Genomic DNA, 15,534 nt, shown 5'->3' with positions numbered 1-15,534 from the left:
CTTGAATTAACGGAAAACTAAAAATGCGGAGGGTTTAAATCTCCGCATTTTTATTATATGGAATAAAACTGATAGACATAGAGTCAATTGCGCTTGACTGAAATCTAAAATCTAAGATCTTTTATCTCTCGACTTCTTTCAAGTTCTCAATCTTTTTGTTTCTTAAGAATCCATTGATGTCTTCAAAGTGTTCTTTTACACGCTTTTTTCCGAATTCAAAGACCTTCGTCACCAAACCATCCAAGAAATCACGGTCGTGAGAAACCACAATCAAAGTACCGTCAAAGGCTTTTAAGGCATCTTTGATGATGTCCTTGGTTTTCATGTCCAAATGGTTGGTGGGTTCATCGAGAATCAGCAAGTTGACAGGTTCGAGCAATAGCTTCACCATGGCCAAACGTGTTTTCTCTCCTCCGGAAAGTACTTTCACTTTCTTGTTGATGTCATCTCCTTTGAACATGAATGCCCCTAAGATGTCCTTTACTTTCGTTCTAACTTCCCCTACAGCAATCTGATCGATGGTTTCGAAAATGCTCAGACTTTCATCCAAAAGTGATGCTTGGTTTTGCGCAAAATAGCCAATCATGGCATTGTGCCCCAGCTCGCATTTGCCTTCAAATTCTATTTCTCCCATGATTGCTTTGATCATGGTGGATTTTCCTTCTCCGTTTTTACCTACGAATGCTACCTTTTGTCCTTGCTCAATGGTCATGGAAGCATTCTTGAAAACCACATGATCGCCATAAGACTTGCTCATTTCGTCTACGATCACTGGATATTTTCCTGATCTTGGAGAAGGAGGGAAGCGAAGTTTCAAAGCAGAGGTATCCACCTCATCCACTTCAATGATTTCCATTTTCTCCAGCATTTTTACCCTGGATTGCACCTGTAAAGTTTTGGAATAGGTGCCTTTAAAGCGATCTATGAATGCTTGGATATCGGCAATGGTTCTTTGCTGCTCTTCATAATGCTTCTGCTGTTGTTCACGACGCTCTTTTCGGAGTTCAAGGTAATGGCTGTATTTCGCTTTGTAATCGTAAATACGTCCCATGGTCACCTCAATAGTTCTCGTGGTGATGTTGTCTACAAAAGCACGGTCGTGGGAAATTACCACCACCGCTTTTGCTTTATTCATCAAGAAATCCTCTAGCCATTGGATGGATTCAATATCCAAATGGTTGGTCGGCTCATCAAGTAGGATTAAGTCCGGGTTTTGTAAAAGGATTTTGGCCAATTCAATTCTCATTCTCCAGCCTCCGGAAAATTCTGAAGTTAGTCTGGTGAAATCTTCCCTTACAAACCCAAGCCCCAATAACACTTTTTCTACTTCTGCTTCATAATTGATTTCTTCGATCGCGTAGAATTTCTCACTCAATTCAGAAACTTGCTCGATCAATTTGTAATATTCCTCAGATTCGTAATCGGTTCTCACTGTCAGTTCTTCATTGATCCGATCGATTTCAGTTTTCATATTCAGATAGCTGGCGAAAGCTTTGGAAGTTTCCTCCATCACCGTACAATCATCGGAAGTCAATAAATGCTGAGGTAAATAAGAAACCACAAAATCCTTTGGAGCAGAAACTGATCCTGATGTAGGTTTAGATTGACCTGCAATAATTTTGAGTAGGGTGGATTTCCCTGCCCCATTCTTCCCCATCAAAGCAATTTTATCGGTTTCATTGATGGCAAATGAAATATTACTAAAGAGTGTAGACCCGCTATGTTCAACGGCTACATTATCTACTGAAATCATAATTATCTGAATTGAAGCGGCAAAGGTAAGGAATAGAAAAGTTAAAAATTGAGGTTGGAGCCAAATGTCTTCAAAAATGGATTTACCGATTATAAAGGTCTCCTTGTTTTCTACTCATACCTACTCTAATTTCCTCACTGTTTTTATATACGATCCTATGAAAAATAGTTCAAAATTATTATTCTTTTTGCTCATGGTCTGTGCGGTGACAGCCTATGGCCAGAAAAGTAGCAAAAAGAAGGAGCAAGCGACTTCGGTTCAACAGACTCCAGCTCCAAAACCTACCAAAAAGAGTCCATTTAAAAAATATAGTGAATTAGTTACCGAGGAGGCCATTTCAGATGAAGGTTTGTTTCAGGTTCATTCTGTTGGGGGGAAGTATTATTATGAAATTCCCTTTGATCTATTGAACGCGGACATGTTATTGGTCAGTAGGATTTCAAAAATTGCTACCGGATTAGGTGGAGGTTATATGAATGCTGGCTCCAAAACCAATGAACAAGTGGTAAGATGGTCCAGAGTTCAAAACAACATTCATTTAAGGTCGATTTCTTTTACAAATGTTGCCAGTGATTCTTTACCTATTCAATTGTCTGTTCAGGCAAATAACTATGATCCGATTTTGGCTGCTTTTAAAATTGAAGGGTTTAATCCGGATTCTACTGCTGCCCTGATTGAAGTAAGTGATTTGTTCCTTTCTGACAACCCTGCTTTGAGCGGTTTGTCGGATAATTTGAGGAAAACATATAAGGTTAGGAACCTGGATAAAAGTAGAAGTTTCATTAGCAGGATGGCAAGTTTCCCTCAGAATATTGAGGTACGACATGATATGACTTATAATGCTACTGACCCTCCTTCCAATTCAAGGACAGGTACCATTTCGATGGAGATGAGTCAATCCATGTACCTACTTCCTAAAACTCCGATGCAGCCAAGGCTATATGATGAGCGAGTGGGTTGGTTTACTATTCGTCAAATTGATTATGGTTCTGAGGCTTTAAAATCAGATGTAAAAAGTTATATCCGAAGATGGAGATTGGAACCAAAAGATCTTGAAGCGTATGCGAGAGGAGAATTGGTAGAACCGGTCAAACCGATTGTTTATTACCTGGATCCTGCGACTCCAGAAAAATGGAGACCTTATTTCCGACAAGGGATTGAAGATTGGCAAGTAGCTTTTGAGGCAGCAGGATTCAAAAATGCAATTATAGCGAAGGATGCTCCCACCAAGGAAGAAGATCCAGATTGGAGTCCAGAGGACGCCAGGTATTCTACGGTCAGGTATGTGGCATCGACCACCAGAAATGCAGTAGGACCTAGTGTTTCTGATCCACGTTCCGGAGAAATCATTGAAAGTGATATTATTTGGTACCACAACCACTTGAGATCGTACCGAAACCGATATATGCTGGAAACAGGCGCAGCAAACCCATCTGCCAGAACCTTGGATACTCCTGAAGAAGAGATTGGGGAAATGATGAGAAGAGTGATTTCCCATGAAGTTGGCCATGCCTTGGGCTTACCACACAATATGAAAGCCTCCTATGCTTATCCTACAGATTCATTGCGTTCAGCTACTTTTACTCAGAAATGGGGATTAGCAACTACCATCATGGATTACACCCGATACAATTATGTGGCTCAGCCAGGGGACGAGGGTGTAAGGTGGGTTCGTATGCTAGGTCCTTATGATGAATATGCAATTAATTGGGGCTATAGATATTTACCAAATGCCAACTCTGCGGAAGACGAAAAAGCAACGCTGGATAGTTGGATCAGAGAAAAAGCTGGAGATCCTAAATACCTCTTTGGTGGAGGGAATTCTTTTGATCCAAGCTCCCAAACAGAATCCGTAGGAGATGATCCCGTCAAAGCGAGCAGATATGGTTTAGCGAACCTGAAAATAGTGGCGCCAAACTTGGCTAAATGGACCACAACTCCCGGAGAGAATTATGCGGATTTGGAAGAGTTATATGGGGAATTGATCGGGGTTTGGACTCGATTTGCAGGACATGTGATCACCAATGTAGGTGGAGTGTATGAAGAGTTGAAGACTACTGATCAAGCTGGGGCGACTTATACTCCCATTGCAAAATCAGAGCAATTAGAGTCTATAAAGTTTCTGAATGAAGATGTATTTACGACACCTGATTGGCTATTACAAAAAGAAATCCTGGATAACATGGAGCCTACCAAGGCGATTCAAGCGATTGAAAATATGCAGTCAAGATTATTGAGCAGTTTACTTCGAAAAGATCGATTGGAGCGAATGATAGAAAATGAAGCCTTAAAGGGAGCGGAAGCTTATTCGATGACAGCGATGTTGGGTGATTTGAGAAAAGGGCTTTGGTCTGAACTTTCAGGAGCAAAGGATATTGATGTATTTAGGAGAAACTTACAAAGAGCTCATGTGGAACGCCTGGCCGCATTGATGAAACAGGATGAAAGAAGAAGGTCAGATGTAAGTGCTGCAGCCAGAGCAGAATTGAAAGCGATTCAGGCATCTTCCAGAGCTGCTAGTTCCAGATACCGTGCAGGAATTGTTCAATACCATCTTCGTGATATAGATTCCTTGATCGACACCCTATTGAGTGCGGAATAGAAAAATTAAAATGATTTTCTAATGTTACTAAAGCCTTTCTAGATTTCTGGAAAGGCTTTTCGTTTTATAGAGACATAAACTTAAGGAGTAATTGAAACGTGGATTTTAAAGTTCGCAACCTCTTTTCTTCTGGCAGCGCTCCGCATTAGATATACTCTGATTTTTTGATCCCCACTTTTTTCCAAAACACCCTCATAGTTGTTTTCTCCCATGGAAGAATTATAAAATGCTACATACTTCTCACCCGGAGCCATTAGGTTAAAATAATTGGAAGAATTAGAGGTGGTAAGATGGACAGTTATTTTCTGACCCGCTTTGGCATTGAGGACATAATCAATAATCTGGTCTCCCTTAATGGAATCTTCGATTGTAATTTCCGATTTTCCTTTTTCAAAATTGATTTTTTGGGTTTGAATCTCTGATTGGGAATAAGCCAACAGGGGCAGGAAAAAAGTAAGTACAAAAAAGAGAATGGTCCGCTGCATTAGATGATCTTTCATCAGAGTATAAGGGTAAGAAATTGAAGTTTTGAATCAAAAAAATTAGTGAATTTGAGAATAATATAAAAAATAGATGCCATTTCATCTCTGATAAGGGAACTAATTAAAAAAAAACCGCTCCGAACTTAATCGAAGCGGTTTTCAAAATCATATATCTTAAATCTAATATCTTATATCATTTAAGCATCCACGCCCAAAGCTTTCGCCATGGTAGCACCGATCTCTGCTGGAGACTCTGCTACGTGGATTCCATTTTCTTTCATGATTCTCATTTTTGCAGCTGCAGTATCATCTGCTCCGCCGATGATGGCACCAGCGTGTCCCATTCTTCTTCCTGGAGGCGCTGTCTGACCAGCTATAAATCCTACTACAGGCTTTTTGTTTCCAGTTTCACGGATCCACTTTGCAGCTTCCGCTTCGTAGTTACCACCGATCTCTCCGATCATGACGATTGCGTCAGTTTCGGGATCTTCCATTAGTAACTGAACCGCTTGCTTGGTAGAAGTTCCAATGATAGGGTCACCACCAATACCAATAGCAGTAGAAACACCTAATCCAGCTTTGGCAACTTGATCAGCAGCTTCATAAGTTAAAGTACCTGACTTGGATACAATACCTATTCTACCTTTTTTGAATACAAAACCTGGCATAATACCCACTTTAGCTTCTCCTGGAGTAATCACTCCTGGGCAGTTTGGTCCAATCAGGGTAGCTCCTCTTTCTTTGATGTAAGGCTTAGCTTTCATCATATCTGCGACAGGAATACCTTCCGTGATTGCAATGATTACTTTGATCCCAGCATCAGCAGCTTCCATAATCGCGTCAGCTGCAAAAGCTGGTGGTACGAAAATGATGGATGTATCAGCACCAGTCTTTTGAACGGCTTCTTCTACAGAGTTAAAAACAGGTTTGTCCAAATGGGTAGACCCACCTTTTCCCGGAGTTACACCACCGACTACGTTTGTTCCGTACTCGATCATTTGCTGTGCGTGAAAAGAGCCTTCCGACCCGGTGAACCCTTGTACGATCACCTTGGAATTTTTATTTACTAGTACACTCATGATGCGATTTCTAAAGTTTGGCACAAAAATAAAAGAATCGGCTCGCTGACAAAAGAAATGAAGAACATTATCTAGTGAATTTGACCACGCAATTCTTTTTTTATCTTAGTCTCCCAAATTACGCCTATTAAATGAGATTATTCCTCACTCTTCTTATTTGTTTTGGATTGACTGTTCTGGGAAGAGCTCAGAATTTCAAATACAACTCTCAACCAAAGGGCGTAGAGCTCCCTGTCCAAAATGTTTTGCAGATGGAACAGGACACTTTGGGTAGGATGTGGTTTTCAACTCCAGTCGGAATATATTATTCTGATGGGATCGAGACTTTTTCATTACCTGACTCGGTTTTAAAAGAATTCAATTATAGAATATCGATTCATATCGACGAAAATGGGATCATATGGCTTTATAATTCCAATGGTTTGCCAAAATTGGTAAAAGGGGGGTATGGGAGCTGGGATTTTGTTGATCTTCCCGTAAAGTTTAATGAGAAATTTAGTTCAAATATTAGTCTTTTTTCTATTGGGAAGGGGTATGAGACTCAGTATTTTTTAGATACCAAATACCAATTGATCTCCTGGGATTCATCCAATAAGGTAATCCTTGAGTTAGACAGGAATTTTGAGAAAGAGGGACAATTAGGTTCGATTTTGTTTTTTGGGCATGAGATTCTTTTATTTTTTGAAAAGGGAGTTTTTGCTCTTTCTGGAGATGAGTTGATTTCTAAGGAACTGGAAGGTATTTCTTTACCATCATCTCCATTTTTGGTCAAATGGAATAAGGCCCAAAAAATGTATTATTTTCTGGGAAGAGAATATTTGGCCGAAGGAAAAAGTCCACTTAACCCTGACAAAATATTGGACGAGAATTTTTCTGAACAAGAATATTCCTCCTTGGATTTTTATGATCTTTTTTTTGATCGAGATGCCATTTTTTATCATTTCAATTCCCAATTATTTAAGTTCTCTGAGAAATACAAATACCCCTTAATGATTGATTTGAGGGATGAGCTGAGAGTATATGCGGTCCATAAAGGAATGATTGATAGGGAAGGGATATTATGGGTAGGTACGAGTAGAGGGTTGGTAAATTTCCACAGCCTTGTTTTTCAGAATTATGGAATAGGTCAAGGAGATTTATTGGCAGAAGAAGTAACAGCAATTGGAAATCTTGGAAACGGTGATTATTTATATGGCTTTAATAATGGGATTCAAAAGTATTCCAGACTTTCCGTCGAAACGATCTATAGAGATCCTTACCCTGATGGAAATCCAACCCAGCGTATCATCAATTTTAATAATGATGGTCGGGGTACCGTTTGGTTTTCTTCCAATTGGGGAGGAGTAGGGAAATATGATATCCAGTCGGGTAAAATAAACTTGATACAACCACCTCCAGGGGTAAATATTTCCTTTGTAAAAGTAGAAGGAGATACGCTAATCATCACTGGTCCTGGAAATATCTACATTTCTTCTATCCATAGTCCTCCCTCCAAAATGTATGATCATGATATTCGTGAGGAGGTGAGCGCATTTCTGAATAACCAGATTTTTTATATGAGAAAAGCCGGGAAGCTTTCTGATGGAAGAATTGTGGTGATGAAGGCTAGCCAAACTTCCAATGAAAAATCATTTCATGAAAATGATCGGATGTTAGTGAGTGATGGTTATGATTTTTTGGAACTGGAACCTAATCGGATCCTTTTTGCCACTGAATCAGGTTTAAAGATTCTCGAAAATGGGGAGTTGAAACCTTTTAAGATAGATGGACAAAGCATTTCCAGGCCCGTCTATGTGTTGCTTAAAGATAGCTATGATAGACTATGGGCAGGAACGGATGATGGTGTATTTTTAATAGAAGGCAATACACTGAATCATTTCAATGAGAAAAATGGACTTATTGGGAATGAAATCAACCGGGGAGCTTTGCTAGAAGCATCTCAAGGAAGAGTTATGATTGGAACTCTTAAGGGGATTTCATTATTTTTCTCAGGCGAAAGCTATTATTCCACGGGAACACCAAGTGTGATTTACCACTCAATAGTTTTAGATGGGGAGCGTTTTGATCCAGATGAAGAACTTGAGTTTCCTTATGATAATAATTCCTTTGAAGTGGATTACTCTGCCATCGGGTTTAATCAAACCAAAGATTTATGGGTGTACTATCGTCTGAGCCCTCTTGATGATTGGTCAATAATCAAAGATCCTAAATCCACTGCATTATATTTCACAAATTTACCTTATGGTAACTACCAGCTTGAATTGAAAGCATCTTATGAAGGAGAGAATTTCTCCAAAACGGTGTCTTCTGCTCCTTTTTCAATTCTAAAACCAATTTATCTACAGACTTGGTTTATTTTACTTTGGGTACTATTTCTGATCGCTCTAGGGGTTTTGATCAGTACGTTTTTCAGACAGTTTCAGAGAGTAGGGGTGTTGAAATCCGCATTCGATCAGAAATCCAAGGAAAAGCAGATTGCTGAGGTTCAATTCAAGAATGTATGGACGAGTTCCAAAGATGGGTTGATGCTGACGATTGATGGAAGAAAAATCGTAACTGTTAATCCTAGTTTTGCCCAAATTGTAAAAATGGAAGTTTCCGAGCTTGAAAACACTCAGGTAATAGATCTATTCAGTTACCCAGAGTATTTTACGAAATATATCAGCTCATTTCTAAAGCGGGTGCTTAAAAGAAAGAATGAAGGATTTACCTATGAAAGTATGGTTCCTTGGAAGTCAGGTGATCTGGAGATGGAAGTCTTTTCCATTTTGATCCAAGAGAATTTTGATGGGAAGAATTTGATTTTGAGTGTGTTTAGGGATGTTTCCTCCAAAAAATCCATTGAACAAAAATTACGTGATGCAAAAGATAAGGCAGAGCAGGCTAATCGGTATAAAACCAGTATGCTCTCAAATATTAGTCACGAAATACGTACTCCACTCAATGGCATTTTGGGAGGGACAGAGCACATTATGATGATGAGAAAGGATGATCCGGAACTGATTTCTCAATTGGATATCATTCTACAGAGTGGGGAAAGGCTATTAAATACCATTACTTCCTTGTTGGACATTGCCAAAATAGAGGCGAATAAGATGAATGTGATGTATACCCAAGTGGATATTAATTCTTACTTGGCCACGATCGTCACACCTCTGAAAAATCTTGCCTTGAGAAAGGGCTTGGTTTTGAAGACTTCTTTTCTAAAAAGTCCTTTCACAGGTAAAATTGATAAGCGATTTATAGAGATGATTTTGAATAATTTGATCAGTAATGCCATCAAATATACGGATCATGGAGAAATCAAATTAACAGTAGATAAGCGAAAAAATAATATGATTTTGTCTATTGAGGACTCAGGAGTAGGGATGTCTGAAGAGTTTCTAAGAAAAGCGTTTCAGCCTTTTGAGCAGGAAAGTACGGGAAATCAGCGTTTGTATGAGGGGACAGGTTTGGGTTTAAGCATCACCAAAAACTTGGTAACCTTACTCAATGGAGAAATCTCAATTCAGAGTTCAAAGGACACTGGAACTACCGTCACTCTAGAAATCCCATTGCCAGATTAATAATTTTTGTATTTTCAGACTTGATTAGTTTTACGCCCCCTATTAATTCGAATGTTTAGTTTAAAAATCCTCATCGTTGAAGATGACTCAGTATCTGCTTTATTGCTAAAAAGAGCGCTAGAGAAAAATAATCACGATATCATTGGAATCGCAGATTCCGGTGAAAAGGCCTTGGATATTTTAGAAGAAAATATCGCAGATATCGTGATGATGGATATCAACTTGGCTGGTGAGCTGGACGGTATTAAAACCACTGAGATTGTCAATGAAAAGTATGATATACCCGTTGTTTATTTAAGTGCTAGTTCTGATGCCGAAACACTAAACAAGGTGGTAGGGACGAACCCCAGTGCCTATGTGATTAAGCCTTTTAATATCAGGGAACTGAATATGGTGATCGAATTGGCCATTTTCAAGGATCGTAAAGAAAAGGAACTTCAAAAACTCAACAATGAACTGGAGGAAAAAGTAAGGCAACGTACAGCTGATCTTCATGAGGCAAACAAGGAACTGACCAAAGCATTGGAAAAAGAGCGGGAAATCAATGAATTAAAATCCCGAATTGTCCTCAATGTATCCCATGGATTCAAAACCCCGCTTACTTCTATTTTGAGTTCAGCTCAGCTACTTCAGATTTATGCGGAAAAAGATCATCCTTTCAAAGTGAAAATAAGTAAGCATGCTTCCAAAATCGAAAACTCAGTAAGGGCATTGAATAATTTGCTTACAAGTGTCTTATTCTTTGGCAAAGCGGATGCAGATAAGATGAAGTATAAACCAAAGAAGATGTTTTTAGGCGCTTTTGTCAAGGAAGTGCTGGATACAGTAAAAGCAGGTGTTGAAAATGGCGTTACTATTAAAACCACGCTTGGAGAACTACCCAAAACCATTGTTTCTGATTATGATCTTTTATATCAGGTGTTTGAGAATTTATTGTCCAACTCTGTGAAGTATTCTAAAGATGGGCAAGTAGTGAATTTTTCCCTGAAATTTGAAGATAATCAGTTGAAGGCATCCTTTACAGATCAAGGAATAGGGATTCCTAAAAAGGAGCAAGGTCAACTTTTTGACCGATTCTTTAGGGCACATAATGTGGGAATAATTGAAGGTTCAGGCCTTGGTTTGTCCATTGTCAAAAAATGTGTGGAGGTTTTAAAAGGAGAGATTACCTTTGAGAGTGTTGAAAATAAGGGGACGACATTTTATGTTTCCATCCCCGTAGAATAATATGCTTTTAAGTTCAAAGAATTTATCCTTTACTTATCCAGGTCAAAAAACACTCTATTTTGAAGATATTCAATTAAAAGAAAAAGAGAGTTTATTGGTACTGGGAAAATCTGGTAGTGGAAAGACCACCTTGCTCAATTTATTAGCTGGTCTGGCCAAGCCGGAGCAAGGTCAAATTCAAATAGCAAACCAGCCTTTTTCAGATTTTACCGGCCAGAAATTAGACTTATTTAGAGGGCGGAATATTGGAATTGTTTTTCAAAAACCTCATTTATTAGCTCCTCTTTCGGTTTTGGATAATCTTCGAATGGCTAATTTTTTTGGTAAAAAAAAGAATGACAGACTGGAGCAACTTTTAGATGAATTAGGGCTTTCGGCTAGAAAAAATGCCTCGGTATTAACACTTAGTGAAGGAGAAGCCCAGCGGGTTTCCATCGCAAGAGCATTGGCGAATGAACCAAAATTGATTCTGGCAGATGAACCCACTTCCAGTTTGGATGATGAAAATACCGAAAAAGTAATTCAACTCCTGAAAGAGCAATCCAGTAAAATCGGAGCAGCTATGATTATCGTGACCCACGATCAGCGGGTAAAAAATCAGATTTCTAACTTTATGGAAGTGAAGGCCTCATGAATTTATTTAAGCTGAGTTGGAAATATTTGACTTTTAGACCTTTCTCCACTGGATTAAATGTGTTGTTGTTGGCCTTAGGGCTTGCCATTATTGCAGTTCTTTTGCTAATGCAAGATCAGTTGGAAAAGAAAATGAATCAAGATGCAGAGGGGATTGATTTGGTCATAGGAGCAAAGGGAAGCCCACTTCAACTTATACTTTCCAGTGTCTACCACATAGACTTTCCCACAGGAAATATTTCTTTAAATGAAGCCCAATCTTTGACCAGAAACAGGTTGGTGAAAAGCACCATTCCTTTGGCCTTGGGGGATAATTATCAGGGATTTAGAATAGTAGGGACCAATTTGGACTATCTCGAACTTTATCAGGTGGATTTTGAAAGCGGGACTTCATGGACTCAGCCTTTTGAAGTAGTAATAGGGGCTGAGGCAGCCTTAAAGCTTGGATTGAAAACTGGGGATGAATTTATGGGAAGCCATGGCATCAGTGAAGGGAGTCATGACCATGATGCAAATTATTTCAAAGTGAAAGGCATTTTAAAACCAAAGGGGAATGTGATGGATCGATTGATCTTGACCAGTATTGAATCGGTTTGGTACACTCATGAAGAGGAAGAGGAAGAAGAGGGTCATGAATCTATGCTAGATACAAAGGTAACCTTGCATGGTCTTCCCAAGATACCAGGGGATGATTCAAAAGAAATTACCTCGCTCCTCGTTCAATATCGAAACCCGATGGCAGCCATACAACTTCCTAGGTTTGTTAATTCACGAACCAACATGCAGGCAGCCTCTCCTACCTTTGAAATGTCCCGGCTTTTCGAATTATTAGGCGTAGGAATCAACATGCTTAAAGGATTAGCTTTTGTATTAATCGGGATTTCTGGCCTTGGGATTTTCATCGCTTTGTACAATTCACTTAAAGAAAGAAAATATGATCTAGCGATCTTAAGGGCCATTGGAGCCACGCGTTTACAATTATTGGCATTGATCTTTTTGGAAGGGTTTATCCTAACTTTTTTAGGAGCGGTATTGGGGATTATAATGGGACATGGCTTCTTAGCTCTTCTGATTTCTCAAAATCAATCAGGGGTAATGGTGAGTATTCAGCCATGGATTTTCTTAAAATCAGAACTTTGGATAGTAGCTTATGCGTTAATGGTGGGTATATTGGCCTCTGTTATTCCTGCAATTGCTGCTTATCAAACAAGTATTGCAAAGCAGCTTACAAAGGCTTAACTAGCATAATTATTATTAATGAAGGGTAAAATGATGAAGAAATTAGGGTTTGTTTTTGTAGGATTATTCTTGTGTATTTCGTTGACCTCTTTTGCGCAAGAGAAAAATGTGTGGCGGAGTCTTTCCGAAGTTTCTTATAAAATAAGTGAAGATCAATTTGGAGAGCTTTATGTTCCAGTTTTTTCAGATGAATCCAAAAAACTAGAAGGAACTGTAGTAGAAGCAGACGGTTATATTATTCCTTTTGAAGGAATGTTTAAACCGGAACATATAATTTTATCAAGCCTTCCATTGGCAGAATGTTTTTTCTGTGGCTCAGGAGGCCCTGAAACAGTGATGGAGGTGATGCTTACAGATCCAATAAAATACACTTCCAAACGCGTAAAAGTTAGGGGGAAGCTGGTTTTAAATGGAAATGATCCAGAAAAGCTCATGTATATCCTGAAGGATGCTAAATTGATTTCGGAATAAAAGAAAAATCCCTGCTTACAGGGAAATCTCTTTTTCTAATTCTCTAAATTTTTTCAAAATCTCTAGTGATACCGGTCCAGGTTTTCCATTCCCAATGGTATGTTGGTCTATTTGGGTGACCGGTAATAAAACTTTGGTGGTGCTTGTAATAAATGCTTCATCCGCCTCCAGTGATTCTGCCAGGGTAACAGGCCTGATTTCTGCCTTATCTACCAACTGCAGGACATGTTTTCTGGTGATCCCAAGAAGAATGTCCTTATCAGGAGTAATGACCGTGCCATTTTTTACAATGAAAAAATTACTTCTGGAGCTTTCACTCACATAACCATTGTAATGGTACAAAACATCTTCAGCTCCTTCTTTTTTCCATCGCATGCTATCCCATACTGCAAGTGCATAGTTAGTGGTTTTGATTTCGGCAATAGGTCGGATGTAATTGAGGCTTAATAATTTGATTCCTTTATTATATTTTTCTTCACTTGGAAATATCAGGGATTCAGGGAAGATAAAAAGTTTTCCCTCAGCAGGAGAGAAATGGTTTTCTGATAAACCGCCCGTTAGAAGCATTCTGAAACCTCCTTGCTCCATGTCGTTTTTGTCAGTCAGTTCTTTAATGATCTGCTTGAGCTCTTCTCTGGAATAGGAAAGAGGTAAAAATGTTTTTTCTGCTGAGCCGATAAATCGATCTAGGTAATGCTCTAAAAAAAGAGGTGTATAATTTACTGACCTAAAGAAATCAAAAATTCCATAGCCTCTAATTAATCCCAGGTCCATGGGATGAATTTGCGCCTTTGTGGAATCGATGATATTGCCGTCAGCAAAGCAAAATGGTTTCATGTGGATAGATTTTAAGGGTCTTCAAAATTACAGGATACTTTGATATATTTTTAACTTTTTAAAACCTCTTAATTTTTTAGATTTAAAAAAGAATAAATAGTACCTTTGGTGTAGTAATTACTCTAATCATGATTCGATATATTTCTATTTTAACTTTTGTATTATTAGTAGTGCTTACTTCCTGTGGACCTAGCATCCAGGAGCAAAATTTGATGATGCGTGAAAAAATTATTGAGATTCATGATGAAGTAATGCCGATGATGGGCAGATTAAAAAGTCTTGAGAAAAAGGCTAATCAGGAAATTGATCGATTGGAAGAAGAAAATCCAGATACTGCCCGAATTGAAGAATTGAAGGTGTTAGCAGTGGACTTGAATGCAGCATATGATGGAATGTTTGATTGGATGCATCAATATGAGGCAACTGATGGAGATAGAACGCCAGAAGAGGTAAAGGTGTTTTTAGATGAACAACTGATCAAGATTTCGGATGTCAATGCTCAATTTAAAGAGGTGCTGACTAAAGCTGATGAAATGCTTCCCAGTTAAAATTCCGGCTTAGCTTTCAAGTATTTTTCTACATCAGATGAAGTGATCTTCCCCTCTTCTAATCCCCAGATATTATAGAGATAGGTGCTGATCTGAGAAATTTCCAAGGGGGTCAACCTAGGACTTGCTGGCATCTCCTGATTGTAAATTTTACCATTGACCGTAATTTCTCCTTTTTGTCCGTATTTCATGATCCAAACACTTCTATGGATGCTTGCTTTGAAATAATCGGAATCCTTAAGAGGAGGAATTAAATTTCCTAATCCCTCTCCATTGCTCTGATGGCAGTTTCCACAATGATTTTCATACAATGTTTTGCCTGCAATCGCATATTTCATCACTTCTGGATCTGAAATTTTTGCTAGCGTATTTTCTTCATTGGATGATTTTGGAGCACAAGCAAAGAAGAAAATTGGAAGCATCAGGAAAATCAAACCTTTCATTCTCCTAGAATTTTTGGAATATCATTAATTAATTTGGTGACTTGGTCTTCTTTGGTTCCATCGTACACCCCTCGGATTCTACCTTTTTGATCGATGAGTAAAAAGGCACCACTGTGCAAAAAGCCACCTGCTTCATTTTGGTCCTCCATGGCTGTAGTCAAGTAGCTAGTTTGTCCTATTTCAAAGATCTTTTCGGAATCTCCAGTCAGGAAATTCCAAGTGCTTGCATCTGGAATGCCCAATTTGACAGAATAGTCCTTCAACACATCTTGAGTATCGTGCCTTGGATCAATGGAATGACTCAAAATTTTGAAGTTTGAGTTGTCTTTGTATTGTTCATAGATCCTTAACATTTCTTTTTTCATAATAGGGCAAATAGTAGGGCAGGTAGTGAAGAAAAAATCAGCTACATAAACTTTACCGTTGACATCTGCATTGGTAATAGTGTCTCCGTCCTGATTCACAAATGCAAAATCTGCAATGGTATGATATACTGTGTCTTTGAGGATTTTTCCCTCGATTTCTATATCATTAACATGAAAATTTCCAAGGATAGGTAATGGACCTTCGTTTTCCACAGGTGCAGGATTGCATTGCCAAAAACTGAAGGCAATGATGGTGAATAAGGGGATGCTAACTTTGAATTTCATGAGA

Annotated in this window: 13 protein-coding genes; 7 read left to right on the top strand and 6 right to left on the bottom strand. The window is 38.7% G+C overall.

The annotated features are described in order from the left end of the window. Positions 1–121: 121 nt before the first annotated feature. Positions 122–1,753 carry an ABC-F family ATP-binding cassette domain-containing protein gene (locus tag JYB62_RS10010; RefSeq protein ID WP_205645238.1) on the bottom strand — a complete coding sequence of 544 codons (1,632 nt, stop codon included), beginning with the start codon at positions 1,751–1,753 and terminating at the stop codon, positions 122–124. 157 nt (positions 1,754–1,910) lie between these two features. Between JYB62_RS10010 and JYB62_RS10005 the strand changes: the two genes are divergently transcribed. Beyond that, entirely contained in the window at positions 1,911–4,355 is a 2,445-nt protein-coding gene (locus JYB62_RS10005; RefSeq protein WP_243431498.1) for a zinc-dependent metalloprotease, read from the top strand. An 80-nt stretch (positions 4,356–4,435) separates the two neighbouring features. Here JYB62_RS10005 and JYB62_RS10000 read toward each other — a convergent pair whose 3' ends face one another. Continuing rightward, a complete protein-coding gene (locus JYB62_RS10000) occupies positions 4,436–4,855 on the bottom strand; it encodes a hypothetical protein (RefSeq protein ID WP_205645237.1) in 420 nt (139 codons plus the stop codon). Between the two features lie 179 nt (positions 4,856–5,034). Next, positions 5,035–5,916: a succinate--CoA ligase subunit alpha gene (gene sucD, locus JYB62_RS09995; protein ID WP_074222960.1), complete on the bottom strand. Its 882-nt coding sequence runs from the start codon at positions 5,914–5,916 to the stop codon at positions 5,035–5,037. 131 nt (positions 5,917–6,047) lie between these two features. Between sucD and JYB62_RS09990 the strand changes: the two genes are divergently transcribed. From JYB62_RS09990 to JYB62_RS09970, 5 genes are read left to right on the top strand one after another with little or no spacing between them, the layout of a single operon-like run. Further along, positions 6,048–9,482, top strand: coding sequence for an ATP-binding protein (locus tag JYB62_RS09990; RefSeq protein WP_205645236.1), 3,435 nt, complete (start codon positions 6,048–6,050; stop codon positions 9,480–9,482). A 51-nt stretch (positions 9,483–9,533) separates the two neighbouring features. After that, positions 9,534–10,709 (top strand): hybrid sensor histidine kinase/response regulator, encoded by a 1,176-nt coding sequence (locus JYB62_RS09985; RefSeq protein ID WP_205645235.1) that lies wholly within the window; start codon positions 9,534–9,536, stop codon positions 10,707–10,709. Between the two features lies 1 nt (position 10,710). Beyond that, positions 10,711–11,343 carry an ATP-binding cassette domain-containing protein gene (locus JYB62_RS09980; protein ID WP_205645234.1) on the top strand — a complete coding sequence of 211 codons (633 nt, stop codon included), beginning with the start codon at positions 10,711–10,713 and terminating at the stop codon, positions 11,341–11,343. Further along, positions 11,340–12,581 carry an ABC transporter permease gene (locus JYB62_RS09975; protein WP_205645233.1) on the top strand — a complete coding sequence of 414 codons (1,242 nt, stop codon included), beginning with the start codon at positions 11,340–11,342 and terminating at the stop codon, positions 12,579–12,581. Before JYB62_RS09980 ends, JYB62_RS09975 begins: the two co-directional genes overlap by 4 nt. A 30-nt stretch (positions 12,582–12,611) precedes the next feature. Further along, positions 12,612–13,052, top strand: a complete 441-nt coding sequence (locus JYB62_RS09970) for a hypothetical protein (protein WP_394369694.1) — start codon at positions 12,612–12,614, stop codon at positions 13,050–13,052. Between the two features lie 15 nt (positions 13,053–13,067). Here JYB62_RS09970 and JYB62_RS09965 read toward each other — a convergent pair whose 3' ends face one another. Then, a complete protein-coding gene (locus JYB62_RS09965) occupies positions 13,068–13,889 on the bottom strand; it encodes an aminotransferase class IV (RefSeq protein ID WP_205645232.1) in 822 nt (273 codons plus the stop codon). Between the two features lie 128 nt (positions 13,890–14,017). Here JYB62_RS09965 and JYB62_RS09960 point away from each other — a divergent pair, with 128 nt between their 5' ends. Then, positions 14,018–14,437: a hypothetical protein gene (locus JYB62_RS09960; RefSeq protein ID WP_205645231.1), complete on the top strand. Its 420-nt coding sequence runs from the start codon at positions 14,018–14,020 to the stop codon at positions 14,435–14,437. On the opposite strand, the gene JYB62_RS09955 is transcribed toward JYB62_RS09960, so the two are convergent. Together JYB62_RS09955 and JYB62_RS09950 are read right to left on the bottom strand one after the other, a co-directional pair. Further along, on the bottom strand, positions 14,434–14,880 hold the full coding sequence (locus JYB62_RS09955; protein WP_205645230.1) for a c-type cytochrome: 447 nt from the start codon (positions 14,878–14,880) through the stop codon (positions 14,434–14,436). The two genes, JYB62_RS09960 and JYB62_RS09955, sit on opposite strands and share 4 nt — an antisense overlap. Further along, a complete protein-coding gene (locus JYB62_RS09950) occupies positions 14,877–15,530 on the bottom strand; it encodes an SCO family protein (protein ID WP_205645229.1) in 654 nt (217 codons plus the stop codon). The genes JYB62_RS09955 and JYB62_RS09950 overlap by 4 nt, the downstream gene beginning before the upstream one ends. Positions 15,531–15,534: the final 4 nt, after the last annotated feature.

The organism is Algoriphagus lutimaris, from assembly GCF_017051705.1.
Taxonomy (GTDB): Bacteria; Bacteroidota; Bacteroidia; order Cytophagales; family Cyclobacteriaceae; genus Algoriphagus; species Algoriphagus lutimaris.
Note: the sequence above shows the minus strand (reverse complement) of the source record. Positions and strands in the feature narration are given on the sequence as shown.

What these genes read in the sequence shown, in the direction of transcription:
- JYB62_RS10010 (WP_205645238.1), bottom strand. Translation starts at nt 1,753, where the DNA reads ATGATTTCAGTAGATAATGTAGCCGTTGAACATAGCGGGTCTACACTC.
- JYB62_RS10005 (WP_243431498.1), top strand. Translation starts at nt 1,911, where the DNA reads ATGAAAAATAGTTCAAAATTATTATTCTTTTTGCTCATGGTCTGTGCG.
- JYB62_RS10000 (WP_205645237.1), bottom strand. Translation starts at nt 4,855, where the DNA reads ATGAAAGATCATCTAATGCAGCGGACCATTCTCTTTTTTGTACTTACT.
- sucD (WP_074222960.1), bottom strand. Translation starts at nt 5,916, where the DNA reads ATGAGTGTACTAGTAAATAAAAATTCCAAGGTGATCGTACAAGGGTTC.
- JYB62_RS09990 (WP_205645236.1), top strand. Translation starts at nt 6,048, where the DNA reads ATGAGATTATTCCTCACTCTTCTTATTTGTTTTGGATTGACTGTTCTG.
- JYB62_RS09985 (WP_205645235.1), top strand. Translation starts at nt 9,534, where the DNA reads ATGTTTAGTTTAAAAATCCTCATCGTTGAAGATGACTCAGTATCTGCT.
- JYB62_RS09980 (WP_205645234.1), top strand. Translation starts at nt 10,711, where the DNA reads ATGCTTTTAAGTTCAAAGAATTTATCCTTTACTTATCCAGGTCAAAAA.
- JYB62_RS09975 (WP_205645233.1), top strand. Translation starts at nt 11,340, where the DNA reads ATGAATTTATTTAAGCTGAGTTGGAAATATTTGACTTTTAGACCTTTC.
- JYB62_RS09970 (WP_394369694.1), top strand. Translation starts at nt 12,612, where the DNA reads ATGATGAAGAAATTAGGGTTTGTTTTTGTAGGATTATTCTTGTGTATT.
- JYB62_RS09965 (WP_205645232.1), bottom strand. Translation starts at nt 13,889, where the DNA reads ATGAAACCATTTTGCTTTGCTGACGGCAATATCATCGATTCCACAAAG.
- JYB62_RS09960 (WP_205645231.1), top strand. Translation starts at nt 14,018, where the DNA reads ATGATTCGATATATTTCTATTTTAACTTTTGTATTATTAGTAGTGCTT.
- JYB62_RS09955 (WP_205645230.1), bottom strand. Translation starts at nt 14,880, where the DNA reads ATGAAAGGTTTGATTTTCCTGATGCTTCCAATTTTCTTCTTTGCTTGT.
- JYB62_RS09950 (WP_205645229.1), bottom strand. Translation starts at nt 15,530, where the DNA reads ATGAAATTCAAAGTTAGCATCCCCTTATTCACCATCATTGCCTTCAGT.